Annotated in this window: 25 protein-coding genes; 12 read left to right on the top strand and 13 right to left on the bottom strand. The window is 34.5% G+C overall.

All coding sequences use genetic code 11. The features are described 5' to 3' along the window. Window positions 1-3: 3 nt before the first annotated feature. The 4 genes from H7350_RS09300 to H7350_RS09315 all read right to left on the bottom strand — a co-directional run bounded on the left by H7350_RS09300 (window position 4) and on the right by H7350_RS09315 (window position 4,014). Complete coding sequence (locus H7350_RS09300; protein ID WP_204345633.1) at window positions 4-453, bottom strand: GNAT family N-acetyltransferase; 450 nt, start codon at window positions 451-453, stop codon at window positions 4-6. Further along, complete coding sequence (locus H7350_RS09305) at window positions 450-1,874, bottom strand: CCA tRNA nucleotidyltransferase (protein ID WP_204345634.1); 1,425 nt, start codon at window positions 1,872-1,874, stop codon at window positions 450-452. The genes H7350_RS09300 and H7350_RS09305 overlap by 4 nt, the downstream gene beginning before the upstream one ends. 170 nt (window positions 1,875-2,044) lie before the next feature. Then, the gene (locus tag H7350_RS09310) at window positions 2,045-2,941 is read right to left on the bottom strand and encodes a polysaccharide pyruvyl transferase family protein (protein WP_204345635.1); all 897 of its coding nucleotides are present in this window, start codon (window positions 2,939-2,941) and stop codon (window positions 2,045-2,047) included. Between the two features lie 5 nt (window positions 2,942-2,946). Beyond that, window positions 2,947-4,014 carry a glycosyltransferase family 4 protein gene (locus H7350_RS09315; protein ID WP_204345636.1) on the bottom strand — a complete coding sequence of 356 codons (1,068 nt, stop codon included), beginning with the start codon at window positions 4,012-4,014 and terminating at the stop codon, window positions 2,947-2,949. Between the two features lie 75 nt (window positions 4,015-4,089). On the opposite strand from H7350_RS09315, the gene H7350_RS09320 reads away from it, so the two are divergent. Beyond that, window positions 4,090-4,845, top strand: a complete 756-nt coding sequence (locus H7350_RS09320; RefSeq protein WP_204345637.1) for a lipopolysaccharide kinase InaA family protein — start codon at window positions 4,090-4,092, stop codon at window positions 4,843-4,845. On the opposite strand, the gene H7350_RS09325 is transcribed toward H7350_RS09320, so the two are convergent. Next, the gene (locus H7350_RS09325; protein ID WP_204345638.1) at window positions 4,846-5,601 is read right to left on the bottom strand and encodes a glycosyltransferase family 2 protein; all 756 of its coding nucleotides are present in this window, start codon (window positions 5,599-5,601) and stop codon (window positions 4,846-4,848) included. A 37-nt stretch (window positions 5,602-5,638) separates the two neighbouring features. Here H7350_RS09325 and H7350_RS09330 point away from each other — a divergent pair, with 37 nt between their 5' ends. Next, a complete protein-coding gene (locus H7350_RS09330) occupies window positions 5,639-6,487 on the top strand; it encodes a glycosyltransferase family 2 protein (RefSeq protein WP_235989313.1) in 849 nt (282 codons plus the stop codon). Between the two features lie 2 nt (window positions 6,488-6,489). Here H7350_RS09330 and H7350_RS09335 read toward each other — a convergent pair whose 3' ends face one another. From H7350_RS09335 to H7350_RS09345, 3 genes are read right to left on the bottom strand one after another with little or no spacing between them, the layout of a single operon-like run. Then, entirely contained in the window at window positions 6,490-7,569 is a 1,080-nt protein-coding gene (locus H7350_RS09335) for a CDP-glycerol glycerophosphotransferase family protein (RefSeq protein ID WP_204345639.1), read from the bottom strand. After that, the gene (locus H7350_RS09340) at window positions 7,569-8,615 is read right to left on the bottom strand and encodes a glycosyltransferase family 9 protein (protein WP_204345640.1); all 1,047 of its coding nucleotides are present in this window, start codon (window positions 8,613-8,615) and stop codon (window positions 7,569-7,571) included. The genes H7350_RS09335 and H7350_RS09340 overlap by 1 nt, the downstream gene beginning before the upstream one ends. 38 nt (window positions 8,616-8,653) lie before the next feature. After that, entirely contained in the window at window positions 8,654-9,469 is an 816-nt protein-coding gene (locus tag H7350_RS09345; RefSeq protein ID WP_204345641.1) for a 2,3,4,5-tetrahydropyridine-2,6-dicarboxylate N-succinyltransferase, read from the bottom strand. Window positions 9,470-9,998: 529 nt separating this feature from the next. Between H7350_RS09345 and ruvX the strand changes: the two genes are divergently transcribed. The 6 genes from ruvX (at window position 9,999) to H7350_RS09375 (ending at window position 13,357) form a co-directional block, all read left to right on the top strand. Further along, window positions 9,999-10,412, top strand: coding sequence for a Holliday junction resolvase RuvX (gene ruvX, locus H7350_RS09350; protein ID WP_204345642.1), 414 nt, complete (start codon window positions 9,999-10,001; stop codon window positions 10,410-10,412). 65 nt (window positions 10,413-10,477) lie between these two features. Further along, window positions 10,478-11,068, top strand: a complete 591-nt coding sequence (gene def / locus H7350_RS09355) for a peptide deformylase (RefSeq protein ID WP_204345643.1) — start codon at window positions 10,478-10,480, stop codon at window positions 11,066-11,068. Between the two features lie 17 nt (window positions 11,069-11,085). Beyond that, on the top strand, window positions 11,086-11,514 hold the full coding sequence (locus H7350_RS09360) for a DUF5606 family protein (RefSeq protein WP_204345644.1): 429 nt from the start codon (window positions 11,086-11,088) through the stop codon (window positions 11,512-11,514). Between the two features lie 87 nt (window positions 11,515-11,601). Beyond that, the gene (mazG, locus tag H7350_RS09365; protein ID WP_204345645.1) at window positions 11,602-12,375 is read left to right on the top strand and encodes a nucleoside triphosphate pyrophosphohydrolase; all 774 of its coding nucleotides are present in this window, start codon (window positions 11,602-11,604) and stop codon (window positions 12,373-12,375) included. Between the two features lie 332 nt (window positions 12,376-12,707). After that, the gene (locus H7350_RS09370; RefSeq protein ID WP_204345646.1) at window positions 12,708-13,157 is read left to right on the top strand and encodes a hypothetical protein; all 450 of its coding nucleotides are present in this window, start codon (window positions 12,708-12,710) and stop codon (window positions 13,155-13,157) included. Next, window positions 13,157-13,357, top strand: a complete 201-nt coding sequence (locus tag H7350_RS09375; protein ID WP_204345647.1) for a helix-turn-helix transcriptional regulator — start codon at window positions 13,157-13,159, stop codon at window positions 13,355-13,357. Before H7350_RS09370 ends, H7350_RS09375 begins: the two co-directional genes overlap by 1 nt. A 50-nt stretch (window positions 13,358-13,407) precedes the next feature. Here the strand turns inward: H7350_RS09375 and H7350_RS09380 are convergent, their stop codons facing one another. Then, the gene (locus tag H7350_RS09380; RefSeq protein ID WP_204345648.1) at window positions 13,408-14,085 is read right to left on the bottom strand and encodes an SIR2 family NAD-dependent protein deacylase; all 678 of its coding nucleotides are present in this window, start codon (window positions 14,083-14,085) and stop codon (window positions 13,408-13,410) included. A gap of 2 nt (window positions 14,086-14,087) precedes the next feature. Continuing rightward, window positions 14,088-15,293, bottom strand: a complete 1,206-nt coding sequence (locus H7350_RS09385) for a tetratricopeptide repeat protein (protein WP_204345649.1) — start codon at window positions 15,291-15,293, stop codon at window positions 14,088-14,090. 287 nt (window positions 15,294-15,580) lie between these two features. On the opposite strand from H7350_RS09385, the gene H7350_RS09390 reads away from it, so the two are divergent. From H7350_RS09390 to H7350_RS09400, 3 genes are all read left to right on the top strand, one after another. Next, window positions 15,581-17,155, top strand: coding sequence for an autotransporter outer membrane beta-barrel domain-containing protein (locus H7350_RS09390; protein ID WP_204345650.1), 1,575 nt, complete (start codon window positions 15,581-15,583; stop codon window positions 17,153-17,155). A gap of 60 nt (window positions 17,156-17,215) precedes the next feature. Beyond that, window positions 17,216-17,869, top strand: a complete 654-nt coding sequence (locus H7350_RS09395) for a TrmH family RNA methyltransferase (RefSeq protein ID WP_204345651.1) — start codon at window positions 17,216-17,218, stop codon at window positions 17,867-17,869. 81 nt (window positions 17,870-17,950) lie between these two features. Next, window positions 17,951-18,325: a VOC family protein gene (locus tag H7350_RS09400; RefSeq protein WP_204345652.1), complete on the top strand. Its 375-nt coding sequence runs from the start codon at window positions 17,951-17,953 to the stop codon at window positions 18,323-18,325. Between the two features lie 2 nt (window positions 18,326-18,327). Here the strand turns inward: H7350_RS09400 and H7350_RS09405 are convergent, their stop codons facing one another. The 3 genes from H7350_RS09405 to H7350_RS09415 all read right to left on the bottom strand — a co-directional run bounded on the left by H7350_RS09405 (window position 18,328) and on the right by H7350_RS09415 (window position 22,136). Next, a complete protein-coding gene (locus H7350_RS09405) occupies window positions 18,328-19,137 on the bottom strand; it encodes a carboxypeptidase-like regulatory domain-containing protein (protein ID WP_204345653.1) in 810 nt (269 codons plus the stop codon). Between the two features lie 126 nt (window positions 19,138-19,263). Next, the gene (locus H7350_RS09410; RefSeq protein WP_204345654.1) at window positions 19,264-21,162 is read right to left on the bottom strand and encodes a DEAD/DEAH box helicase; all 1,899 of its coding nucleotides are present in this window, start codon (window positions 21,160-21,162) and stop codon (window positions 19,264-19,266) included. A gap of 398 nt (window positions 21,163-21,560) precedes the next feature. Next, window positions 21,561-22,136, bottom strand: coding sequence for a non-canonical purine NTP diphosphatase (locus H7350_RS09415; RefSeq protein WP_204345655.1), 576 nt, complete (start codon window positions 22,134-22,136; stop codon window positions 21,561-21,563). Between the two features lie 85 nt (window positions 22,137-22,221). Between H7350_RS09415 and H7350_RS09420 the strand changes: the two genes are divergently transcribed. Further along, window positions 22,222-23,250: a helix-turn-helix domain-containing protein gene (locus tag H7350_RS09420; protein WP_204345656.1), complete on the top strand. Its 1,029-nt coding sequence runs from the start codon at window positions 22,222-22,224 to the stop codon at window positions 23,248-23,250.

Here is a 23,250-nt window from a genome sequence, read left to right on the forward strand (position 1 = left end):
TGATTATAATTCTTTTTTAAAACATACACTATTGTCCATATTGACGTATTGTCCGTACTTTTCAATAGATTTATAGTTATTCTTTTTGTAAAATTGAACCGCTTCTTTTTGTCTGATTCCTGTTTCCAATACACAGGAGGCATAACCTAATTCAGAAGCCCAGAGTTCTAAAGATTTTAAAATTTCCGAAGCAACACCCATACCACGAGTTTGAGGAGTAGTGTACATGCGTTTAATTTCCACACTACTATTGTCAAAGGGTTTAAAAGCGCCACAACCTACAGCAGTGCCATCAATATAGGCAACAACCACATGATTTAAAACGGAAATACTATTAAACTGGTTATAAAACGCGTGTTCATCACCATCGGTCATTTTTAAATAGGCATCGAGTGCTTCAACAAGTTGGATGAAGTCTTTATTTTCAGAGTTCGTTCTAATAATATTCATCATGCTTTAGGATTGGCTTTAAGTCCCAGGCGTTCCCCTTCTTTTAGCATCAGTTCATAAGCTGCTTCATATTCATTAGGAATATCTCCTTCTAAAATGGCTTCTTTTATAACCTCTTTAATTTTACCGATTTCTCTAGATGGTTTTAAATTAAAAGTGGTCATAATTTCTTCTCCAGAAATTGGCGGTTGAAAGTTTCTTACATGATCACGAGCTTCAACCTCTATTATTTTTTCACGAACAATTTTAAAATTGTTATGATATTTATTGAATTTTTTAGGGTTTTTTGTAGTGATATCTGCTTCACAAAGGGTCATCAGATCCTCAACATAGTCACCAGCGTCAAAAACTAAGCGCCTAACCGCAGAATCGGTAACAATATCCTGGGCTAAAACGATTGGGCGCGAACTCATAAATACCATTTTTTGAACAAATTTCATTTTGTCATTTAAGGGCATTTTAAGACGCTTAAATAAATGGTAGACCATTTTAGCACCTTCAAATTCATGAGCATGGAATGTCCAACCTACTTTTTTACTAAATTTTTTAGTGGGCGCTTTTCCGATGTCATGAAGTAATGCTGCCCAGCGTAACCATAAATTATCTGTATGTTTAGCAATATTATCAACGACTTCGAGAGTATGGTAAAAATTATCTTTATGAGTTTGTCCTTCAACTTCATCTATACCTTTGAGCGCGGTCAGTTCTGGAAGTATATAGTGTAAAAGTCCAGTACGTTCGAGATGTAAAAAGCCAATTGAAGGTTTGTCGCTCTCTAGAATTTTATGTAATTCGACTACGATACGTTCATTGGTGATAATTTTGATACGCTCTTTATTTCTGTAAATGGCTTCAAGAGATGCCTTTTCTATGGTGAATCCGAGTTGTGTAGCAAATCTGATTGCACGCATCATACGTAAAGGGTCGTCACTGTAAGTCACATCTGGATCGAGAGGCGTTCGTATGATTTTAGCATTTAAATCTTGAATGCCATTAAATGGATCTAGCAAATTTCCGAAGTTGGTTTCCGAAAGATCTAGAGCCATAGCATTAATTGTAAAATCTCTACGGTTTTGATCGTCTTGAAGCGTGCCATTTTCAACTACAGGATTTCTACTGTTTTCGTTATAGGATTCTTTTCGGGCACCAACAAACTCGATATCCATATCATCATAGACCAGCATCGCTGTTCCGTAGGTTTTAAACACCTGAACTTTTGGCTGATTTGGTAAAGCTTTAGCAACTCGTTTTGCAAGGGCAATCCCACTGCCTATAGCTACAATGTCGATGTCTTTATGTTCGCCACGATTTAAAATAAAATCACGAACAAATCCACCAATCACATAACTATCGACTCCTAATTCTTTTGATGATTTAGAAATGATATTGAATATAGGATTCTGTAAGGCTTCTTTGTAGTTCATCGTTTTAAACAGCAGACGCAAGTATCTAATATCAATCGGATAATGGTCCTGATTTTAGGTGACATTATAGTTGTGCAAATTTACGACATACACCACATCTTTTAAAATCTCTTTGCTTATTTATTTCTTAAGTTTTTGAGATTGTTTTGTCTTGAAAAAGATAAAGAAGTTTAAAGGTTGAGATAATCAAAAACTTTGACCGAAAATTTAGTGTTAATTGTTCTGCATTCTTCTAACAATCCTGGATAAGTTTCAGTTTTTGAAAACTGATTTAAGGCGTTGTCAAAATCGGATACCACAGGACGGTGTTGAAAGTCGAAAAATTTTGACGAATTGGGAACAACAACAACTTTCTTTCCTAAAAGCATACTCCAGTACATGACGTGATAGCTGTCGGATACAATCTTATTGGAAGCTTTAATAAAAGCAATAAGTTCTTCAAAATCTGAGGTGTTCGATGACGTCGGATAGTCTTTAAATTTAGCTAATATCTCAGGCTTTTTTAAAGTGTCCTTATGAAAAACAATACCGATATCTTGTGTTTCATCAAAAGGATCATCAAAAATAGGATGTAAGCAACTCACACAGGGCACATACTCTCCAGGCATTTTATAATCTCTTGTACCTGCAATGCCAAATTTTGTGACATCTACATTATAATGTTTAACCTTATCGTAGGTGTGTGGATGTTTTTCATTGTGCCCAACACCCCAAAGCACTGTTTTTTTTCCTTTCTCAGATAATTTTTCAAAAAGTCTCATCTGACGGTGAAATCCTGAACGGTTTAATAAACCGCCTCCACCAATGATAAGGGCTTTAGAATTGATCGTATCAATAAAATTTTGACGTTTTACATCATCTTCAAGTTTATAACCAAAAATGTCTAGGTGCTTTCCTTTTAAAACATCAAAGTAGTGATGTGGCGCACAATAATAATCTCCAGCATTACGTGTGTCAATGCGATGGATATTTACAACAGAGTCATTATGCTGTTCTGATTTTAATATTTTTGCAATGGTCTGCTTCTTACGAATAGAGCGCTTTGCAGAACTGATTATTTTTTTCATTCTCGTTATTTTAGTAAAGATCTGTAGACCTCAATATACGCTTTTGCGGCATCATTCCAATTAAAGCTATTGGCTCTTTCCTTTAGTTGTTTAATGTATTGGGTTTTAGAGTTCTCAAATGTACTCATCCCTTTTTGAAAAACTTCCGCCATGTATTCGGGATCGTAATGGTCCCAGTAAAAGGACAAATCGCCACCAATCTCTGGTAGTGAGGTGTTATTGGAAATGAAGGTAGGTTTTCCAAATTTCATGGCCTCGATAACGGGAAGCCCAAAACCTTCACGTAGGGAAGGAAATACGAATGCAGCACAATTTTTGTAATAAAACTGTTTGTCTGACTCCGAAATTTTACCAACAAGTTTGATACGGTCATTTAACTGGTTTTCGTCAATTAAGGCTTGAATATTTTCGGCTTCGCTAGTGCTGTTTTTTCCTGCAATGATTAAATGGTAATCGTCTAGGTTTTTAATTAGACCAATTAGAGATTTAAAGTTTTTACGCTCTTTAACTTCTCCAATGGTAAATAAAAATGGACGATTTGGGATATATGCAGCTTTATAATCGTCGGTAATGGTCATCTCTAATATTGGATTTCCATTATGGATTACATATTCAGGAACTTTTGGTACATCGAAAAACTGGTGAGTTGAGCTTTTGGCATATTCTGAAATATAAGTTATCGCAGTACTTCTATTAATCTTATCCTGAAACAAAACATGCTCTTTTTTATCCTTATAATCTGTTTTGTCTTTGATGTATGATGTATTATGTATCGTCAGTAAATACGGAATATCATGATAAGGTTCAATCTTTGTATTCTGATTCATAGAATGCCAAAGGTCATATTTTTTTCTAATTCTTAACGCATCATAGCGTCGTAGCGAGTAGTACTTTTTATATTTAAAATCATTACCAAATTCATGTTTTAACTTTTGAAGGTCCTTAGCATGTAACGTGATATCAAAATCTGATGGATTAATATGATGAAGGCCTTTTATCAAATGGTAGTTGAACTGACCAAATCCAAAATTTAAATTTTTTATGTGGTGAGACTCTAAAAATACGTTGGGCATTTCTTTTCTTTTTACAAAGAAACAAAACTAAAATTAACTTTATTATAGATTCAAAAGTAATCGTAATTTTGTAGTATGAATTATGAGATAAGTAAGGATTACAAAACGTTACAAAAGGAATTAGATGCGATAGTGATAAACTTTGCATCGAAAGGTCGACCTTTTGGGAATCAAGACAGAAATACTTTAAAATTATTTGAGCTTAATGGTGAGACTGTTAATGTGAAATCATTTAGAGTGCCTAATATTGTCAATCAAATTGCTTATCGTTTTTTTAGAAAGAGTAAAGCTCAGCGTTCTTTTGAATATGCACATCGCATTATAAATCTGGGTATTGGTACTCCAAAACCGATTGCCTATTATGAGTTTAAAACACCTCTTGCCTTCAAAAAAAGCTATTACATTAGCGAACAGTTAGATTGTGATTGTACTTACAGAGAACTAAAAAATCCAGAATATCCCGATAGAGAGGCTATTTTGCGAGCGTTTACAAGGTTCACATATAAGTTGCATGAACGTCAGGTGTATTTTTTAGATCATTCACCTGGAAATACTTTAATTAAAAAAACAGGAGATACTTATGCGTTTTTTCTGGTCGATTTAAATCGAATGGAGTTTAAAGCATTAGACTTCAAAACCCGAATTAAAAATTTCGCTAAACTCGCTACCGAAAATGATATGATTAAAATTATGAGTGATGAATATGCTAAATGCATATCTCGTGATTTTGAAGAAGTATATGCATTAATGAGTGGTTATACTAAAGAGTTTCAAGAGCGCTACCAGCGTCGTCGTCGCTTAAAGAAAAAAATAAAATTCTGGAAAAAGTAATTACTCTCGTCCTCGACGTAAAAGCCATAGTTTTACATACCTCATAAACACAGCATAAGCCTGCATTGTACTTATGGTAAAACCAACAACGCCGTCTCTAAACCCGCTTTGTATGATATAATGTTTAAAAAACCCCCAAAATGGTTTTATGACAAAATGATAAGGTGTTAACCGTCCCGTTTTTTTATCATAATCTTTGGCTTGCCACCATGCATATCGATTCATTTTTTCGATAAACTTATCAAATGTGACAAAAGTATTATGTGTAAGCTTGTGTTTTAATTTTCCAATTGTACCATCTACAATGATTTCGGCATGAACTTGTTTGTCTTCATAGACACAAAAGTCACGTTTAAATAAACGAATAACAACATCATTACGCCAGCCACTATAATTCACACGTTCGCCCATAAAATAATTGATACGACCAATCCAATAAGCGGTATGACTTGGTTCAGGCTGACTTAAAATACTAATAATTTCTTCTCTAAGTTCTGGAGTAACGCGTTCATCAGCATCAATAAGAAATACCCATTCGTGTTTTGCCTGTGGAATAGCCCAATTCTTTTGGGATGCCGAATAGCCATATTCACGTTGAATAACTCTAGTAGCCAGTTCTTGCGCTTTTTCAAACGTTCCATCTGTACTACAACTATCTACTACTAAAATTTCATCTGCAAAATCTACTGAAGCTATAACCTCTTCAATATTATGTATTTCATTTCCGGCTGGAATTATTGCAGTAAGTTTCTGCATAAATCAATTTGTAATTTGTTGTAAAAATAACAATAAAATGTTTGCTAAAAACGGTATTTTTGAAACTATGAACAAATTAGATGTTTCAGTAATTATAAGTACGTATAATCAGCCAATTTGGTTGCGTAATGTGCTGTGGAGTTACGAACAACAAGTTTTTAAAAATTTTGAAATCATAATAGCTGATGATGGGTCTTCTGATGAAACCAAAGCTGTTATTGATGATTTTATCTTGAACTCTAATTTAAAAATCACTCATGTTTGGCAGGAGGATAATGGGTTTCAGAAAACTAAAATACTAAACAAAGCCACTTTAAAAAGCAATGCAGAGTATCTCATTTTTACTGATGGCGATTGTATTGTTAGGCAAGATTTTGTGGATACTCATATAAAAATGAGGCGCCCAAACACCTGCTTGTCTGGAGGATATTTTAAACTGACTAAAGCTATTTCTGAAGCTATTACTAAACCTGATATAGTACAGCAGAACTGTTTTAATAAAGAATGGTTACTTCAAAGAGGTTGCCCAAAAACCTTTAAGTTGAATAAGTTGACGTCTTTCGGATTAAAAGCCTGGTTTCTAAATACTTTTACGCCAACCAAGGCAACTTTTGATGGAATGAATACTTCCGTTTGGAAAAAAGATATATTAGCAGTAAATGGTTTTGATGAACGCATGCAATATGGAGGTGAAGACCGAGAACTTGGCGAACGACTTCTTAACAATGGTGTACGATTTGTTCAAGCGAGATACAGTGTCATATGTGTACATTTATACCATGAGCGACCATATAAAAATGAAGATGCAATAGCACGTAATAAGTCGATTAGAAAACTTACAAAGCGCAATAAGTCTACCTTTACAGATTTTGGTATAGAACGGTAAGCCTAAATTTTAATTGTAAAAGGCTTCGAATAACTTTTAAGCGTAAAATGGCCTAAACGCTTTCGTATTTTATACTTCCTTATAAGGTTTAATGGTTTGTTTTTGAGGTGACTTTTGTCTTTGTGTAAAAATGCGATACACCCTTCAACGACGCGTTTACTGGACTTGCCATCAAAGTATGGATGTAGCTGATTGATAAATGTATCGATATGTGTTAAGAGTTGTTCTGGACGAGAAATTCCTTTCTTAAAAGCATTTTCAATAGCATTTGCTTCGGTAATATTGATTAAATATTCGTGATTAAATGTATGATTATAAGTCACTACAGGTTTCTTTTGCAATAAGAATTCCTGAATAGCCGAAGTTGTATCAGCAAACATAATGTCTGCTTTTTTGAATAAAGGAATTAAATCTGTAGTATCATGATAGGTAAAGTGTTTACCATTTAAGGACTTCCATTTATCTTTAAGCTCTTGAGGTAATTTCGGGTGTAACACCATGATAAAATTATACTCACCTGTTTGTGATAGTCGCTTAATTTCGTTGTACACATCGTCATGATATGCCAGACTTAAACGTTTGGTAAATGTTGACGCAATCATTATTGTAGGCACCTCTTGAATTGCTTTTTCAGTGATGGGAAATAAAGGGTCAACTTTACTCCAGCCTGTCTCAATGACTTCAAAATGAGGCTGCTTTTTCTGTTGCTCATTAAAACCTGATGTTGCAGTCGGACCTTGAGTGCAATACAAGTCAAAAAAACCACGAATTCTGAAATGTGCAAATTTGTCATTTCCTTCAGGTCGCTTTTGAGCAAAAAAACCATGAAAAATTTGAACCTTAAGGCCTGAAATAAAATCAGGAACGTCATCAGTAGCTGTGAGAACGATGTGAGGTTGGTATGCAATTACTGCTTCAATAGTATCTAAAACATTGGCTTTGTTTTGAAGTGCTTTTTTCCCATCTTCATAATCACTAAACCATTGAACTTGGTCTCCACGATTAGATATCTCAATCTCTAAGGGATTCCCAATAGGAATAGCATAACTATAAGAAATGTAAATTAAAAATTTGTATTGCATTAACTCAAATTTGTTACAAACGTTTTTAAAATAGGGCTTATAAATTCTGGCTTGAACTTTTTATAATACATTTCGGGTTGCGCTTTTGCTTCCTCGATAGTATAATTTAAAGTGTCTAATAAGTGTACTGCAACATGTTGATTGGTCTCATTTTCTCCAAACCAGTTTTGCTTATTCAAATATGGTGAAAAAATAGTAAACGTAGGTATATCTAAAGCTTTGGCCATATTGTTGGCGCCACCTTCATTTCCAATCAGCGCAGTACAGTGTTTTGTTATTGCTAAAAACTCTCTTAAACTTTTACCAAACACATTAAAGAAGATTTGTTGCTGCGTTTGTGAGTTGCAGTAGTCGTAAATGGCTTTTGCGTCTTCTTTTTGCTTGGGAATATAATTAAATAGTAGTTGCGCCTCAGGGTTGGTTTCAACAATAGTATCCAGAAGCTTAGCCATATACTCAAATGGGTAGGTTTTAATAGAATTACTTCCTAAGACACTTATCATAAAAAGGGTTTTGCTTAGATCAATTCCCGATTGAGATAGATACAGCTTTGCATCCAGAACTTCCTGATCTGTTAAATATATTTTCGGGCTATAAGACTTAAAAGGCACATCTAAGCACTCAACTAAACGCATTCGGTTTTCTATGGCTAAACTAGAATTATGCTTTGGAGATGTTAACCGATTTATAGTTTTGTTATAGATAAAAGCGGTATATGATTTATGGTAAGCACTTTTTATCTTAGCTTTTGAACTATAACTAATTAAAGCACTGCTTAATTTTCCATAGACATCAACAACAGCATCATAGTGTTCATGCCGTATTGATTTTAAGAACTTATAAAATTTGATTTTGCTTTGTTCAATTTCAGGTGTAACAAACAAAAACTTATCGATATACGGATTGTTTTCAACCACAGGAAATGTGTGCGTATTAATCACATAATGCAATTCGGCATTTGGATGTGCTGCTTTTAAGGCTTCAAACAAAATGCTTGTGGTGAGTACATCACCAATCATTTTCTGCTGGATGATTAATAGTTTCAAGTGATACGTCTGTTTGTTATAATATAGAAATAAACAAATTAAACGGCTACGTCATAGTCTCTTAACGCATCGTTTAAGGATGTCTTTTTATTGGTGCTTTCTTTTCGTTTTCCTATGATTAATGCACACGGAACATTAAAATCTCCAGCTGGGAATGACTTGGTGTAACTTCCAGGGATTACAACAGATCGCTCAGGAACTCTGCCTTTCATTTCAACAGGTTTGTCGCCAGTAACATCAATAATTTTTGTACTCATGGTTAATACTACATTAGCGCCCAGAACAGCTTCCTTTTCTACACGAACACCTTCAACCACAATGCAACGTGAGCCAATAAAAGCACCATCTTCAATAATGACAGGAGCAGCCTGTAAAGGTTCTAAAACACCTCCAATACCAACACCTCCCGAAAGGTGAACGTTTTTTCCTATTTGGGCACAACTTCCAACTGTAGCCCATGTGTCAACCATTGTACCTTCATCTACATAAGCACCTATATTTACATAACTGGGCATTAATATGGTTCCAGATGAAATATAGGCACCATGACGTGCAACTGCATTAGGAACCACTCGAATACCTCGCTTTTCAAAATCACGCTTTAGAGGTATTTTATCATGATATTCAAAAATGCCAGCTTCAAGAGTTTCCATTTTTTGAATAGGAAAATATAATACCACTGCTTTTTTTACCCATTCATTTACTTGCCAGCCATTTTCGGTGGGTTCGGCAACTCTAAGTGCGCCTTCATCTAATAAATCAATAACTTTTCGGATAGATTCTATCGTATCTTGATTTGATAATAAAGAACGATCGTTCCATGCATTTTCTATGTGTTCTTGTAGTTGTTTCATCTTTAATTTTTATGCTATTGCCACAAAGATAAAGGTATAATTGGTATGTGTATATGCTTAATTCGTAAAAAAAATAAAATTAATGTGACTTATCGAAAACTTGTGTGTCTTAAATATGTGAATTATTATTATTCAGACATTTTCCTAATAAATTGTGTTTGAAACTTTAATAATTAATAGCTAATTTTTGTGAAAACCCTCCTTCTCCCTTAGGAGGGTTTTCTTTCAAAACAATGGAGTAAATAAAGTTAGCTTACTATCGTAAGAGCCCTATATACCCTTATAAATAATAGCGATACTAAACCTTTCTTCATTTTGAGAAAGGTTTTTTTATTTTTTTTAATTGAATGTGACTTTTTTAATATAGTAGTGTCCTAATGGTATAACATAAACTGTTTAAGGTAGAGGGTATTCAGTTTATGATGTAATTAATAGTTGATTATTTTGGAACTCTTCTTTGACCTAACAAAGAAGAGTTTTTTTATGGCATTAAGATTGATAACCAAGATTATAAGATTAACTTTGTAAAATGGCAAGAATTTTAGCTTTAGATTACGGAACCAAGCGCACAGGGATAGCAGTTACAGATGAGTTGCAAATTATAGCTTCGGGTTTAACTACTGTTAATACCAAAGAATTAATGTCGTTTTTAAAGACGTATACGTCTGAGGAAAATGTAGAACTGTTCATTATAGGTGAGCCTAAACAAATGAATTATGAAGTTTCGGAGAGTGAAGTCTCAATAACTAAGTTTATAACAACTCTTGAAAAAGCCATTCCTCATATTCCTATTAAACGTATTGATGAACGATTTACTTCTAAAATGGCATTTCAAACTATGATAGATAGCGGACTCAGTAAAAAGCAACGTCAGGATAAAGCTTTGGTTGATGAAATTAGTGCCACGATTATTCTTCAAAGTTATTTGTACAATCCGTCTTAAATCCATCTTAAAAGTTCTCAAATAATAATAAGAATCGTATTTTTGCACCCGAAAATTACAATATAATGATATTACCAATTGTTGCTTATGGTGACCCAGTTTTAAGAAAAAAAGCTGAGAAAATAACAAAAGACTATCCTAATCTCGATGCACTTATCGAGAATATGAAAGAGACAATGTATGCTGCTTATGGTGTTGGATTGGCTGCACCGCAAATCGGGTTGCCTATTCGACTTTTTTTGGTAGATACCGAACCTTTTGCAGAAGATGATATTTATACTGAAGAAGAGCAGGAAAAACTAAAACACTTTAATCGTGTATTTATCAACGCTGAAATTTTAGATGAGGAAGGAGATGAATGGGCTTTTAATGAAGGCTGTTTAAGTATTCCAGATGTAAGAGAAGATGTATTTAGACAACCTAAAATAACGATTAAATATCAAGATGAAAACTTTGATACTCATACCGAAGTTTTTGACGGTTTGATAGCCAGAGTTGTTCAGCACGAGTATGATCATATCGAAGGCGTTTTATTTACAGATAAACTATCGTCGTTAAAAAAACGTTTAATAAAAGGGAAATTGACTAATATTTCCAAAGGAAAAATAAAAGTAGATTACAGAATGCGTTTTCCATTAATGAAAAAGAAACGCTAATACTGAAAAAAAATAATATGAGTTTAGATAAAATACTTTCCATTTCAGGAAAACCAGGATTATTCGAAATCGTAGCACAAACACGTAGTGGTTTTATTGCTCAATCTCTTATAGATCAAAAAAAAATATCGGTTAATATTCACAACAATATTAGTGTTTTAAGTGAAATTGCCGTGTACACTCTTACTGAAGAACTTCCGTTAAGAGAAGTTTTCAAAAAGATTAGAGACAAAGAAAATGCACAACAAACATCAATAAGTCACAAAGATTCTAAAGATACTTTAGAAGAGTACTTTTTCGAAATTTTACCAGACTATGATGAAGATCGTGTGTATGCAAGTGATATCAAAAAAATTATACAATGGTATAATTTACTTCAAAAACATGATATGCTTGGAGCCTTAGAAGAAGGTGAAGAAGTGGTTACAGCAGACGAGGAGGAGTAGACTCGTTAATAGATTGTTCATATTAAGTAAGGCTTAGAAGTGCTATTGGAGTAGAAGCATTGTATTTTTGATTTTTAAAATTTCATTATGGCAGATAAAACTCAGCAATTAAAAGCTTTTGAACGCTTACTTATTATAATGGATGAATTGCGAGAGCAATGTCCGTGGGATAAAAAACAAAACTTGCAAACCTTACGTCACTTAACTATTGAGGAGGTTTACGAGCTTGGTGATGCAATTCTAGATAATGATTTAGAAGAAGTAAAGAAAGAGCTCGGCGATGTCCTACTTCATATTGTGTTCTATTCTAAAATCGGAAGCGAAACCAATGCGTTCGATATAGCCGATGTATGTAATAGCATTTGTGATAAACTCATTGAACGTCATCCTCATATCTACGGAAATGTAACAGTGAATGATGAAGCAGACGTTAAGCGTAATTGGGAACAACTAAAACTCAAAGAAGGAAAGACAAGTGTTTTAGAAGGTGTGCCTAAAAGTTTACCTGCAATGGTGAAAGCTAACCGCATTCAAGATAAAGTCGCTGGAGTAGGTTTCGACTGGGAAGAACCCAATCAAGTTTTTGAAAAAGTAGAAGAGGAGCTCAGGGAATTACAGGAAGAAGTTAACGAAGGTCAGCAAGATAATATTGAAAGTGAATTTGGAGATGTATTATTTTCTATGATTAATTATGCTCGCTTTTTAAACATTGATCCAGAAAGTGCACTTGAACGTACTAACAAAAAATTCATAAAACGTTTTCAGTATCTAGAGCAAAAATCTAAAGATCTAAATAAACCTTTATCAGAGATGACACTAGGTGAAATGGACGTTTTCTGGGAAGAGGCAAAAAAAATATAAGTTTTTTTTCAATCTTGTAATCCAAACTATCAAATCGAAACGTATATAATCTAGATGGAAACTTATTAGAGTTTCTTAATCATAAGTAGGTAATCTTAATGTAGTAGTTAAGCGGACGCATTAAGATTTAAAATTTAGTTTAGTTAGGGGTAAAATCCTGTCTGTTTATTCAGACAGGATTTTATTATTTACACGAATGTCTTACCAATTGCTCATCCTTTACATTGAATAGTAAATTATTAGACGATATCACTTGTAGGATTCAAAAATGTAAAGTATATTTGTCATATAGTAAAAATAATTTTACTTAATATAAAATATATTTGTCAATAATGGAAAAACAGAATATTATAGAATGCGAAAGGAAAGGCTTAGAAAAGTTAATTAACTTCAGATTACCACAGTATTTTTATACCATAGGAATGCTCATTGCTGGGATTACAATCGCAATGATGTTTGTACGTGCTTTTGCACTCGAAGGTAACACACAATGGTTAAAACTTATATTGCAGAAAACACTACTTATCGGAATGTTGCTTATGTCGGTTGCAAGAGATAAAAATGAAGATGAGATGATTGTAAAATTAAGAATGCAATCCTACACATATGCTTTTGTTGTAGGTGTTATTTATGCTTTAGTTATGCCTTATGTAGATTATGGTGTGTCTAATGTATTGAAACCAGAAGGTGAAGCATTTCATGATTTAGGTGATTTTCAGGTGTTGTTGTTTATCCTAATGATACAGCTTTTATGTTTTCATGTTTTAAAACGTATGAGATAATGGAAAACACAATAAAAGTAGAGCGTGCTATTTTAAGTTTAACTCAGGATGATTTGGCTAAGAAAATTGGGGTGTCTCGTCAAACCATAAACTCTATAGAAGCCAATAGATATGTGCCTTCAACGGTTTTAGCACTTAAGCTTTCAGAGGTGTTTCAAAAACCAGTTAATAATTTTTTTAAACTGTCTGATGATGATTAAATTGTCTCTGTTTCTAGTGATATTAGTATGCTTTGTAGTACTTTTACTCGTTAAAGTTTAAGCAAGTCAATGATGTGTTTCATGCCATTAGTGGCTGTATCTGAAATCACAGTCAGGTTTTTATGACTGTCAACAGAGGGTTTGGGATCTATAAAATAGATAGGGATTTGTTGTGACACATAATTTATCAAGCCTGCTGCAGGATAGACCTGCATAGATGTACCAATTATTAATAATATATCAGCTTGCTCGCAAATGTCTATAGCTTTTTCTATCATAGGGACATCTTCACCAAACCAAACAATATGTGGTCTTAACTGATGACCTTCGTCGCATAAATCACCTAGATGTAAATCATTTGTCCAGGATTTAACGTTAGAAAGGTTTTTAGTACTTCTTACTTTTAATAATTCACCATGTAAATGAATCACATTTGAACTACCTGCACGTTCGTGTAAATCATCAACATTTTGTGTTATAATAGTTACTTTGTAATCTTGTTCGAGTGTAGCTAAATCCTGATGAGCGCTATTAGGTTGAACCTCATGCAATTGTCGACGTCTTTGATTATAAAAATCTAGTACTAACTCAGGATTTTTTGCAAAGCCTTGAGGTGTTGCTACTTCCATAACATCATGACCTTCCCATAAACCATCAGCATCTCTGAAGGTTTTGATACCACTTTCGGCACTCATTCCTGCGCCTGTTAAAACGACCAGATGTTTCATGATTAGTCTTTTGCGGCTTTCCAGGATTTGAATTCGTCCGATTTGGTAAACCCGTCAAGAATGTTTCCTCCAAACTCATCTTCTTCTTCAACATAATCTATAAGCGATTGTTTTTCATAGCCTTCAGCAACTAAAGTTTCTAAATATTTAGAAGCGTCACTGTAGTTTTTCATCATCACTAAAGTACTTAAGTAACCTGCTTGTCCTTCAAAAAAATCGGGATAGTTTTCAATAGTATACTTGTAAAGGTTGAGCGCTAAATCATAGTTGTTATCCTCAAAAGCAATACCAGCTTTCATAAAGTTTAAAAAGTCATCCTCAGTTTCATTTTGGAGTTGATTGACCACCTGAATAGCTTCAAAGTATTCCTCTTTAAAAATATGATAATCTATTTTGTTGAGCGCTATAGTTTGATCGTCAGGAAATGTAGTAATCAAATCTTCTAAAGATTTTAAATATTTGGTTTCGTCAAGCTGACTGGCTATTAGGGATTTGAAAATGAGTAGGAATTTTTCTTTAGAGAGTTCAGATTTTAAACCATCCATAATTTCAAAAGCTTTCTCATAGTCACCATTATTATTAAGCAAAACAGCTTTAAAGAGATCTTTTGATTCACTATTTAAGGTTGATTTACTGTTTCCTAATAATTTACTTTCAGGGATTGAGTAACTCATCATTCTCCCAATAGTATTAGTAAAATGCTCACCAGTTAAGTACACGTACATGTCTGAAAACTGAAGTTCATCATTGTTTTTAATTACCCTATAATCGTGATAATTCATACCTGTTTCCGAAGAATATAATCTAAATAAAGCATAATAGGTTTGAGCTTCATCATCATAACGGTAACTGATAAAATCATAGTATGCACCATTTTCAATCTCAGTAATGATTTCACTTGGGAATGATGTTAGGGCTTGACTCATACCAATTAAAAAACCTCTGACAAAGTTGTCTTCTCGATCTACATTTGGGTAATCACTAAATACGCGATCAAAAAAGATGGTCTTATTTAAATAGGACACAAACTTGTCTGGATCGCTATCATGAATTGCGGTTTCGATTAATTTTCCAAATTCGATTATTTTTTGAGTGTTTTCTTCACTTAAGCTAATAGTATCTTTTACGGTTTCTTTTGTAGAGTCTTGAGCATAGGTTTTACTAAAGCAAAATAGTACCAAAAGAAAGGGTAGGTATTTTAATCCCATGGAGTTTTATATTTTGAACTAATATAAACTTTTAATGATACATACAAAACATTAGAACATCTAGAAACATAACTTTTTTAAGAACTCTGCTGTAAATTCCTATTAGCTATTGTTTATGATTATTCGTGTTTTAATAACTAATTACAAGCTTATAAATACTAAATAATTTTGCTGAGACCTTTAATTACAGGCATTTTATCATATGAGTCAATATGCAATTGGATAGCATCATAAAGAAAGGTATCATGATAGTATATTACCTGTGAACTTAAAAAAAGAAATTTATTATGAAAACATTATTAAAACTATTATTAATCGTGCCTATTGCTTTTATGACAAGTTGTAGCAACGATGATGATTTAAGCTCAAATGGTAATCCATTTGTTGGAGATACTAAAACCTATCAATTAGAATCAGTTGCAGATCCTACTATTTCAGGTTCAGCAACATTCATTGAAAATGAAAATGGATCAACTACCATTGAATTGCAACTTTCAGGAACACCAAGTGGAGGGATGCATCCAGCACACATCCACTTTAATACGGCTGCCGAAGGTGGTGATATAGCATTAACCTTGGGTACTGTTGATGGTGATACTGGTTTTAGCACAGTGACAACTTCCGAATTAAACGATGCCACATCTGTAACTTATGATGAACTGATTGCCTTTGATGGATATATCAATGTACATTTGAGTGCAGATGCTCTGGAAACATTAGTGGCACAAGGAGATATTGGTCAAAATGAATTAACTGGTGCCGAAAAAGTATATACTTTAGGAAGTGTAGATGTGCCTAGTGTTAGTGGTACGGCAACATTTTCTGAACGTGTAAATGGTGAAGCTCTAGCTACTATAGCTTTAGATGGTACAGCAGATGGCGATATGCATCCAGGTCATATTCACCTTAACACTGCAGCAGAAGGTGGTGCGATTGCATTTACTTTTAATCCGGTAATTGGAGCCACAGGAATGAGTAAAACCAATGTAGCTATGTTAGACGATAGCTCAGGTTTTGGTTATGACGATATATTATCCTTTGATGGTTATATTAATATTCATTTAAGCGCTGATGATTTAGGAACTTTGATTGCTCAAGGCGATATTGGTCAAAATGAATTAACTGGTACCGAAAAGGTATATGCTTTAGGAACTGCAGATGTTGCAGGTATTAGTGGAACCGCTACGTTTTCTGAACGTACAAATGGGGAAGCCTTAGCAACAATTAATTTAGATGGTGCACCTGATGGCGGAATGCATCCAGGACATATTCATTTTAACACTGCTGCTGAAAGTGGAGGAGTTGCATTTACCTTTAATCCGGTTAACGGAACAACAGGCGTGAGTGTAACAAATTTAGCCATGCTAGATGATAGCACTGCTTTTGGTTATGCTGATATTTTAGATTTTGACGGATATATCAATATTCATTTGAGTGCAAGTGAATTGTCAACTATAGTTGCTCAAGGAGATATCGGTCAGAATGAATTAACTGGCATTTCAACTGTATATAATTTAGCTACTGTTGATGTTGTAGGTATTAGCGGTACTGCTACCTTTTCAGAACGAGTGAATGGTGAAGCTTTGGCAATACTTACCTTAGACGGAACACCAGATGGTGGTATGCACCCAGCTCACATTCATATGGGTAGTGTAGCAACTGCACCAGGCGGAATCTTATTTACTTTTAATTCGGTAGACGGAACAACTGGTATGAGTATGACAAATGTGGCTGCACTTGATGACACGACAGCATTTGGATATAATGATGTTCTAACAGTTGATGGATACATTAATGTGCATCTTAGTGCTGATAATCTTGGGACACTTGTTGCTCAAGGTGATATTGGAGTAAACCAATAAGAACACATATTAATTAAATTAAAACCCGACCATTAGGTTGGGTTTTTTTATTTTTACATTATGATAGATTTAAAACTTCTTGAACATCTAGAGACCTATCTTACCGAGGCACGTCATGATAAGTTTCATAGAGTACTATCACAGCGCACAAAACATTTTACAGTGGCTACCGAAGATGTGTACCAGCTGCATAATACTAGCGCAGTGATTAGGAGTTGTGATGTGTTCGGAATTCAAGAAGTACATATTGTAGAAGAACGAAACACGAAGCGAATTGATAGAGAGATAGCCATGGGAGCGCAAAAATGGGTAGACCTAAAGCGCTATCATTCGGTTAAGGATGCTATTCAAACTTTAAAACATCAAGGCTATCAAATCGTAGCGACAACACCTCATGAAAATGATAGCTTGCTTGCAGATTTTGATGTTTCAAATAAGTCTTGTTTCTTCTTCGGAAGAGAGATGTCTGGTTTATCTCAAGAGGTTTTAGATGAAGCCGATTGTTTTTTAAAAATCCCTATGGTGGGTTTTACTGAAAGTTTAAATATTTCTGTATCTGCGGCTATTATTCTTCAGCATGTTACAACACAACTCAAAGCCTCAACTATCGACTGGCAACTCTCTGAAAACGAACGTTTGGAAAAACGGTTAGATTGGTGTAAAAAAACAATTAAAAGCTATGATGAAATTGTCGAACGGTTTTATCAAAGCTAATAATTTCGTGTTTTTAGATAAAGAATCATTATCTTATAGTCATGATTATTCTATACATTTTAGAAATTTAATAATTTGGATATGAAGCACAATATGGTAGGATGGTTCGAAATCCCTGTTCACAATATGGATAGAGCCAAGGCGTTTTATGAATCCGTGTTCAAGGTCGAACTGGCTATTCATGATTTTGGAGGAATTCTTATGGGCTGGTTTCCTTTTGATGAAAAGAAACCTGGAGCAACAGGAACTTTAATAAAACAAGAAAGCTACATACCTAGTCAGGAAGGTACACTGGTCTATTTTGTGTGTGACGATGTGGCTAATGAAATAGGACGAGTAGAAGCCGCAGGAGGTATCATTTATCAGCCTAAAACGCAAATATCACCTGAACATGGATACATGGCCGTATTTTTAGATACTGAAGGAAATAGAGTTGCCTTGCATTCTAATTCTTAGGTTTAGAATCGTCCCGATTTGTTACGGTTCAAGACTTTGTACTCTTCATAACATTCGTTAATGGCATCTAATATTTGAAGATCATTTGCCGATTGGATGAAGTCTTTAGAGTAGTTACATTGGTTAACGATTTCATCTAAATCATAGCGATCTACCTGTAATAAAACCATTAGCATTTCTCTGTCAAAACGGGAAGCAAGTAAGTTTCTAATCTCGTCATCCTGTTTCATTTTTTTGAGCCTTCGGAGTTCACGAGGCTTTTTCCCAAACATATTGTGCAAGAAATCGGCAGGATTAAATATCGCTCCTAATACTTTACTAACCGCATTTGGTCGTCTGTTACCTGCTTCGTAACCATTGTTTAAACCAGAAATACTATATCTGTAATTTGATTTTATAGGCACTTGTTTAACGTCAATTTCCAAATATCCTGTCAGTTTAAGTTGGTTGACAACAACTTCCTCTAAGGCTAATGCCAGTTCGGTCATACCAATTTTGGTCTCACCAAATTTTAACCAGTCATTAGTGACTCTAACTTTTATAGATTTAAATCCTAAATACGATAAATGTAGCGTATCGTTGAGTTGTGCTCTGATTTCAAAATCACCATTGTCATCTGTTGACGTTCCAATAACCTGATTGAGGTTTACAATATTAACGCGATCTATAGGTGTGTCGGTGCTTAAATCAATGACAGTACCTTTCACATAAGTTGGAACTTGAGTAGATATTGAATCTTTTGTTTCTGCCTCCTGAGCAAAACTGACAGCAGAAACAGAGACTAATAATAGTATAGTAAATAGGTACCTCATGTAATCAATTAAGTGATAAAAATAGTAAACAAATAGCATACAGCTATGTCAATAGACGTAAATTTGACTAAATATTAACATGATGGTTTAAAAAAACCTCGCCGTAGTATGGCGAGGTTTCTTAATTTAATCTCTTCGTCTAGAGCGTCTTGGCCTATCAAAACTCGAAGCACTTTCCGATCGGCGAGCAGGCTTAGAGTCTCCTCCAGAACGTCGCCTTTCACTTCTGTTTCCAGATGTTTCACTTGAGCGTCTTCCTGATCGTTCAGAAGAACGTCGGTCACTTCTGTTTCCAGATCCCGAATCACTTCGTCTACCACCAGAACGTCTTTCTCCTCTTGGTTTATCATCACGTCTGCGTCTTCCGCCTCCGCCACCATCACGACGTCTTCCACCGCGATTTCGACCGCCTTTGTCTTCACTAACTTCAACATTAACAAAGCGTCCGTCATGTTTGAAATCGGTAAAAAAGGCCAGTACTTTTTCTTGGTTTTCTTTTTCCGTGTTAAAGAAAGAGAAGCTGTCTTTGACATCAACTTTAAAGACATCATCACGTCCTAAAACTAAGACTTCTTTTAAGAAATCTTTTAGCTTCATCCAATCGTAACCGTCTTTACGTCCTACGTTAATAAAGTAACGTGTTTCATTATCGCTACCTCCATAACCACGTCCGCTTTCTCGTTCAGAATCTCGGGATGAACTAGCAACGTTGAGGTCTTTGGATTTTTGGTAATAGTTAAAAAAACGTGAGAATTCAACAGAAAAGAATTTTTTAATCAATTCGTCTTTATCAGTGTCTTCAAACAATGCATTAATACTGGTTAAATATTTGTCAATTTCGTGATTGACTTCTGTGTTGTGAACTTTATTGGCAAGTGACATTAACTGCACTTCGCAAATTTCCATGCCATCAGGAATTTCCTTTTTCTCAAATTCCTTCTTGATGATGCGCTCAATACTTTTAATTTTACGTACTTCACTCTTAGAAACAATCACCATAGAAACACCAGTTTTTCCAGCACGACCAGTACGACCAGAACGGTGCGTATAGGTTTCAATTTCGTCTGGTAACTGGTAATTGATCACGTGAGTAATATCATCAACATCAATACCACGTGCTGCAACATCGGTAGCTACAAGCATTTGAATTTGTTTATTTCTAAACGATTTCATGACCAGATCACGTTGATTCTGACTCAAATCACCATGTAAAGCTCCTGCGCTATACCCATCTTCAATTAAGTTTTCAGCCACTTTTTGCGTATCGCGTTTGGTACGACAGAAAATCACAGAAAAAATATCTGGATTAGCATCGGCTAAACGTTTTAAAGCCTGGTAACGGTCTCTGGCGTTTACCAAATAATATTCGTGAGATACCTGACTGGTACTTTCGTTTTTATTTCCTACGGTTATTTCAATAGGGTCGTGCATGAAATCTCTGGCAATTCTGGCGACCTCCTTTGGCATGGTAGCCGAAAATAACCAGGTGCTTTTATCGTTTGGTGTATGAGATAAGATGTCTGTAATGTCATCATAGAATCCCATGTTTAACATTTCATCGGCTTCATCTAAAACAGCATATTCAATTTTAGAAATATCTACCATGTTACGACTAATCATATCTTTCATACGACCAGGAGTTGCCACAATAATTTGCGCACCACGTTTTACAGATCTTGCCTGATCAGTAATACTGGCACCACCATAAATAGCAGTAACATTTAAGCCTTTACAATGCTTTCCGTAAAGTTTAAGTTCGTTAGTAATTTGTAAGCATAACTCACGGGTAGGTGATAAAATTAAGCCTTGAGTCGTACGACTACTAATGTCAATTTTTTGAAGCATTGGAAACCCAAATGCTGCTGTTTTACCTGTTCCTGTTTGCGCTAAGGCAACTAAATCGGAGTCTTTTTCTAATAAAATAGGAATTGCTTTTGCTTGTACATCACTAGGCGTTTCAAATCCTAAATCGGTAATAGCATGTAATAGGTCTTCATTAAGACCGAGTTCTTGGAATGTGCTCATTCGTTTGTTTTGTATTCGATTATGTCCTTTGGTGTTACAAAAGAAGCGAATCGACATACTAAACACTTAAACTTCTAGGTAACACATCCTCACTCTGAGGAATTTAGCGACACTCAATTTTTAAAAGCTAATTGGCGATATAAAAATTGTTTGTTGAACTAACCGCGTTTTTATAACTAAGTCTCGCTATTTATTTTTTCAAGGTGCAAAGATAGTCTTTTATTTGGATAATCAATACTTGGGCGTTTTAACACGCTCTCACTACTCAATCTTTTTGCAAAAAAGCAAAAAGGATTTTAAACAAACCGTTCCATCGTTAACGCGAAGTGTAGGCCTTTTATACGTCATTAAGGCATAAAAATACTTTCAATGACATACACAGTCTTTAATGTACTGCTTTACAAGGTATTTAAAAATTCGACAAGCTTACGAATAGCTTTCCCACGATGGCCAATCTTGTTTTTTTCTTCTAATGAGATTTCAGCAAAGGTTGCATCATAACCTTCTGCTTTAAATAGAGGATCGTATCCAAAGCCTCCTTGACCATGCTTTTCTTTGGTGATTTCACCTTTGCAAATACCAGTAAATGTGTTTAAATGGTCGTTAAGTTGCAAGGCGATTACGGTTTTAAATTGAGCGGTTCTGTTAGGTTTATCGTCAAGATTTTTTAGCAGCAAATCCATGTTGTCATTGGCATCGCGTTGTTCTCCAGCATAACGCGCACTAAAAACACCAGGTGCTCCATTTAATGCATCAACTTCTAAGCCTGTATCATCGGCAAAACAAGCATAACCGTATTGCGTTTTAATGAACTCAGCTTTTTGAATAGCATTACCTTCAATAGTTAGTTGAGTTTCTGGTATATCTTCAAAACAACCAATATCGCTTAAGCTAATCAATTTGATATGCTCAGGAATTAAACGTTGTACTTCCTTGAGCTTATTGAGATTGTGTGTAGCGAATACGAGTTGCATGGAATTTAATTATTAGATTAAACCGTAAAATTATAATAAAAGAGTTAAATTTGAATTACGCGCAAACTAAAATCGCAGTAATCATATGATAAAGCTTCAGGCAACATATATTAAACATTTAGAAAACCTTGAAGCCATTTCTAATGAAATAGGCGATAAGTGTGTTAAAGGTAAAGCTTTTGCTTACACTCAGTTACGGGATGAGTTTGGGAAAGGTAACATTTCAATGACATTAATTTCTAATGATATTTCTGTTATTGTTTTTGAGGTTACTTTTCATAAGGAAGTCACGTTGCATTTAATAGGAGATGCAAGTAAGGTCATCGATTTTATATTTTGTTTAGAAGGTCATGTGGATCATAAGTTTGGAAGCCAGTCTAATTTCATTCCTGTGAATTTTAGACAAAACACTATTGTCAACAGGAGTCAAACGACGACAAGCATAATTAAATTTCCTGCTAACAAGTCCTTAAAAGTAAGTTTGATTTCTTATTACCCAGATCTGAATACATCAGACAAGGAAGATTTAAATGAATTACGTTTAAATGCCTTTAGTTGTTTGTCAGATTTTTATGCCAATGGAAATCAACTGTATTCAGGAAGAGTCTGTTTTAGAACATCAAATTATGTTAATGATATAATGAAGTATGGTTTTAAAACGCCTTCTGAAATATTATTCAAAGAAGCAGCCATTTTAAATACGATAGCATCTCAAGTCGATAGGTATTTAAAAGATATCTCAAATGATTATAGTAAAGCGCCTTTACGATTATATGAGATTGACAAATTACTTGCATTAGAGACATTTATTGAAAATAATTTATCAGAAAACCTATCTATTCGAAGGCTAGAATCCATTGCAGGTCTTAATGCGTCTAAACTTCAAATAGGGTTCAAATATCTCTATGATAAAACCGTGTCAAATTATGTGACAGAAAAACGTTTAGAAAAAGCTGCAAAATTAATCTATGAGTCCGATTTAAACGTGTCTGAGTTAGTTTATAGTGTTGGCTTTTCAAGTCGAAGCTATTTCTCTAAAATTTTTAAAAATCACTTTGGAGTTCTTCCATCAAAATGTATCTCTAATCCAGACCTGTTAGTCGTCAACTCATAA

Source organism: Psychroserpens algicola (genome assembly GCF_014526325.1).
GTDB lineage: Bacteria > Bacteroidota > Bacteroidia > Flavobacteriales > Flavobacteriaceae > Psychroserpens > Psychroserpens algicola.

What these genes read in the sequence shown, in the direction of transcription:
- H7350_RS09300 (WP_204345633.1), bottom strand. Translation starts at nt 453, where the DNA reads ATGATGAATATTATTAGAACGAACTCTGAAAATAAAGACTTCATCCAA.
- H7350_RS09305 (WP_204345634.1), bottom strand. Translation starts at nt 1,874, where the DNA reads ATGAACTACAAAGAAGCCTTACAGAATCCTATATTCAATATCATTTCT.
- H7350_RS09310 (WP_204345635.1), bottom strand. Translation starts at nt 2,941, where the DNA reads ATGAAAAAAATAATCAGTTCTGCAAAGCGCTCTATTCGTAAGAAGCAG.
- H7350_RS09315 (WP_204345636.1), bottom strand. Translation starts at nt 4,014, where the DNA reads ATGCCCAACGTATTTTTAGAGTCTCACCACATAAAAAATTTAAATTTT.
- H7350_RS09320 (WP_204345637.1), top strand. Translation starts at nt 4,090, where the DNA reads ATGAATTATGAGATAAGTAAGGATTACAAAACGTTACAAAAGGAATTA.
- H7350_RS09325 (WP_204345638.1), bottom strand. Translation starts at nt 5,601, where the DNA reads ATGCAGAAACTTACTGCAATAATTCCAGCCGGAAATGAAATACATAAT.
- H7350_RS09330 (WP_235989313.1), top strand. Translation starts at nt 5,639, where the DNA reads ATGTTTGCTAAAAACGGTATTTTTGAAACTATGAACAAATTAGATGTT.
- H7350_RS09335 (WP_204345639.1), bottom strand. Translation starts at nt 7,569, where the DNA reads ATGCAATACAAATTTTTAATTTACATTTCTTATAGTTATGCTATTCCT.
- H7350_RS09345 (WP_204345641.1), bottom strand. Translation starts at nt 9,469, where the DNA reads ATGAAACAACTACAAGAACACATAGAAAATGCATGGAACGATCGTTCT.
- ruvX (WP_204345642.1), top strand. Translation starts at nt 9,999, where the DNA reads ATGGCAAGAATTTTAGCTTTAGATTACGGAACCAAGCGCACAGGGATA.
- def (WP_204345643.1), top strand. Translation starts at nt 10,478, where the DNA reads ATGATATTACCAATTGTTGCTTATGGTGACCCAGTTTTAAGAAAAAAA.
- H7350_RS09360 (WP_204345644.1), top strand. Translation starts at nt 11,086, where the DNA reads ATGAGTTTAGATAAAATACTTTCCATTTCAGGAAAACCAGGATTATTC.
- mazG (WP_204345645.1), top strand. Translation starts at nt 11,602, where the DNA reads ATGGCAGATAAAACTCAGCAATTAAAAGCTTTTGAACGCTTACTTATT.
- H7350_RS09370 (WP_204345646.1), top strand. Translation starts at nt 12,708, where the DNA reads ATGGAAAAACAGAATATTATAGAATGCGAAAGGAAAGGCTTAGAAAAG.
- H7350_RS09375 (WP_204345647.1), top strand. Translation starts at nt 13,157, where the DNA reads ATGGAAAACACAATAAAAGTAGAGCGTGCTATTTTAAGTTTAACTCAG.
- H7350_RS09380 (WP_204345648.1), bottom strand. Translation starts at nt 14,085, where the DNA reads ATGAAACATCTGGTCGTTTTAACAGGCGCAGGAATGAGTGCCGAAAGT.
- H7350_RS09385 (WP_204345649.1), bottom strand. Translation starts at nt 15,293, where the DNA reads ATGGGATTAAAATACCTACCCTTTCTTTTGGTACTATTTTGCTTTAGT.
- H7350_RS09390 (WP_204345650.1), top strand. Translation starts at nt 15,581, where the DNA reads ATGAAAACATTATTAAAACTATTATTAATCGTGCCTATTGCTTTTATG.
- H7350_RS09395 (WP_204345651.1), top strand. Translation starts at nt 17,216, where the DNA reads ATGATAGATTTAAAACTTCTTGAACATCTAGAGACCTATCTTACCGAG.
- H7350_RS09400 (WP_204345652.1), top strand. Translation starts at nt 17,951, where the DNA reads ATGAAGCACAATATGGTAGGATGGTTCGAAATCCCTGTTCACAATATG.
- H7350_RS09405 (WP_204345653.1), bottom strand. Translation starts at nt 19,137, where the DNA reads ATGAGGTACCTATTTACTATACTATTATTAGTCTCTGTTTCTGCTGTC.
- H7350_RS09410 (WP_204345654.1), bottom strand. Translation starts at nt 21,162, where the DNA reads ATGAGCACATTCCAAGAACTCGGTCTTAATGAAGACCTATTACATGCT.
- H7350_RS09415 (WP_204345655.1), bottom strand. Translation starts at nt 22,136, where the DNA reads ATGCAACTCGTATTCGCTACACACAATCTCAATAAGCTCAAGGAAGTA.
- H7350_RS09420 (WP_204345656.1), top strand. Translation starts at nt 22,222, where the DNA reads ATGATAAAGCTTCAGGCAACATATATTAAACATTTAGAAAACCTTGAA.